3 protein-coding genes are annotated in these 2,211 nt (G+C 75.4%); all 3 read left to right on the top strand.

Going from position 1 to position 2,211, the window contains the following annotated elements; translation table 11 throughout:
- On the top strand, positions 1-791 hold a 791-nt coding region (locus G5C65_RS35885; RefSeq protein ID WP_165303237.1), incomplete at its 5' end, for an energy-coupling factor ABC transporter ATP-binding protein.
- On the top strand, positions 755-1,684 hold the full coding sequence (locus G5C65_RS35880) for an ECF transporter S component (RefSeq protein WP_206442651.1): 930 nt from the start codon (positions 755-757) through the stop codon (positions 1,682-1,684). The genes G5C65_RS35885 and G5C65_RS35880, both read left to right, overlap by 37 nt.
- A 141-nt stretch (positions 1,685-1,825) precedes the next feature.
- Positions 1,826-2,211, top strand: a 386-nt coding sequence (locus G5C65_RS35875) for a TetR/AcrR family transcriptional regulator (protein WP_165303235.1), incomplete at its 3' end; no start/stop codon positions are given.

Raw genomic sequence — 2,211 nt, 5'->3', positions numbered from 1 at the left:
GGTACGGGCTCCGGCGCGGGCTCCGGCGCGACCAGCGCCGGGAGGAGGCCCAGCAGGATGAGCGCGGCCGGAAGCAGGGGCAGTGCCGGGGCCGTCAGCGGGACCGCCGGGGGGTGGAGGCCGTCGGCGAGACGGTCGCGCTGATGGGGCGGAACGGCGCGGGCAAGTCCACGCTGCTGGGCTCCCTGGTCGGCCTGCACCCGCCCACGTCCGGCACGGTCGCGGTGCGCGGCACGGCCCCGCACCGCACCCGCCCCGCCGAACTGCTGCGGCACGCCGGGCTCGTACCGCAGGAGCCGCGCGACCTGCTGTACGCGGACACCGTGGCCCGCGAGTGCGCGGCGGCCGACCGGGACGCGGGCGCGGAGCGGGGCGCCTGCCGCGCGCTGCTCTCCGAGCTGCTGCCGGGCGTCCCGGACGGCAGCCACCCGCGCGACCTGTCCGAGGGCCAGCGCCTCGCGCTCGCGCTGGCCCTGGTGCTCACGGCCCGGCCGCCGCTGCTGCTCCTGGACGAGCCGACCCGGGGCCTGGACTACGCCGCCAAGGCCCGCCTCGTCACCGTGCTGCGCGGCCTGGCGGCGCGGGGCCACGGGACGGTGCTGGCCACACACGATGTGGAGCTGGCGGCGGAGGTGGCGCACCGCGTCGTCATCCTCGCCCAGGGCGAGGTGGTCGCGGACGGGCCGACGGCGGAGATCGTCACCTCGTCCCCGGCGTTCGCACCCCAGACGTCGAAGATCCTGGCACCGCAGCCATGGCTGACGGTGAGCCAGGTCCGGGAGGCACTGTGAGCGACGCACCCGCACCCGGAGCCCGCACGCCGCCGCGCGAGCGGAGAAGCGAACGGAAAAACACTGTGAGCGAGCGCGGTGCGGTACGGGCCGTGCGGCTGGGGCCCCGTTCCGTGGTGGCCCTGGCGCTCACCAGCGCGGCCGGCGTCGCGGCGTTCGGCTGGCCGCTGCTGGCCGACGAGACCTCGGGGCTGGCGCACTCCGCGGACGCGCCCTGGCTCTTCGCCGCGCTGCTCCCGCTGCTGCTCGCGGTGGCCGTCGCGACCGTCGCGGACACCGGGCTGGGCGCGAAGTCGGTGGCGATGCTGGGCGTGCTGGCGGCGGCGGGCGCCGCGCTGCGCCCGCTGGGCGCCGGCACGGCGGGGCTGGAGCCGATGTTCTTCCTGATGGTGCTCTCGGGGCGGGTGCTGGGTCCGGGCTTCGGGTTCGTGCTCGGGGCGCTGTCGATGTTCGCGGGGGCGCTGCTCACCGGTGGCGTGGGACCGTGGATGCCGTTCCAGATGCTGAGCATGGGCTGGGTCTCGATGGGCGCCGGCCTGCTGCCGGGCGCGGAGCGGATCCGGGGGCGCCGGGAGCTGCTGCTGCTCGCGGGGTACGGGGCGCTGGCCGCGCTGCTGTACGGGCTGGTGATGAACCTGCAGGGCTGGCCGTATATCGCGGGCCTCGGCTCCGGCGTCTCCTTCGTCCCCGGCGACCCGCTCCAGGAGAATCTGGCCCGCTATGTCGCGTACGTCCTGGCCACCTCGCTGGGCTGGGATGTGCCGCGGGCGCTGCTGACGGTGGTGCTGACGCTGACGCTCGGCAGCGCGGTGCTGCGGGCGCTGCGGCGGGCGACACGGCGCGCGGCGTTCGACGCGAGCCCTGTGTTCCGGGACGCCGAGCGCCCGAGCTGAGCGGCACGCCGTGCTTCCGCTCTCCCCCGAAGAGCGGAAGCACGGCGCCTCCCCCGACTGGAGAACGTGCGTTCTCCCGCACCGGACAGTAGCCTAGAGAACGTACGTTCTCAAGTGCGCGCAGCGGGGGAGACCACGGGCATGGACGAGACCAGCGAGCGGACGCGGGTACTCCGCGCCGCGGACGCGCTCTTCTACGCCCACGGCATCCAGGCTGTCGGCATGGACCGGATCCGGGACGCGGCGGGCATCTCCCTCAAGCGGCTCTACCGCTGCTTTCCGTCCAAGGAGGATCTGGTCGAGGCGTATCTGCGCACCCGGGACCAGTGGGCGCGGGGCGCCCTGGCGGAGTACGTCGCGCCCTACGCCCCGCACGACCGGCTGCTCGCGGTCTTCGACTGGCTCCACCTGTGGTGCTCCGGACGGAGCGGGAGCCCGTTCCACGGCTGCGCCTTCATCCACGCGTACGGCGAACTGGGGGCGGGCTCGGAGCGCGTGGGGGGCGCCGTGCGGGACCACAAGGAGGG

Source organism: Streptomyces boncukensis (assembly GCF_011045075.1).
GTDB lineage: Bacteria > Actinomycetota > Actinomycetes > Streptomycetales > Streptomycetaceae > Streptomyces > Streptomyces boncukensis.
This window is presented reverse-complemented; position numbering and strand designations above follow the sequence as displayed.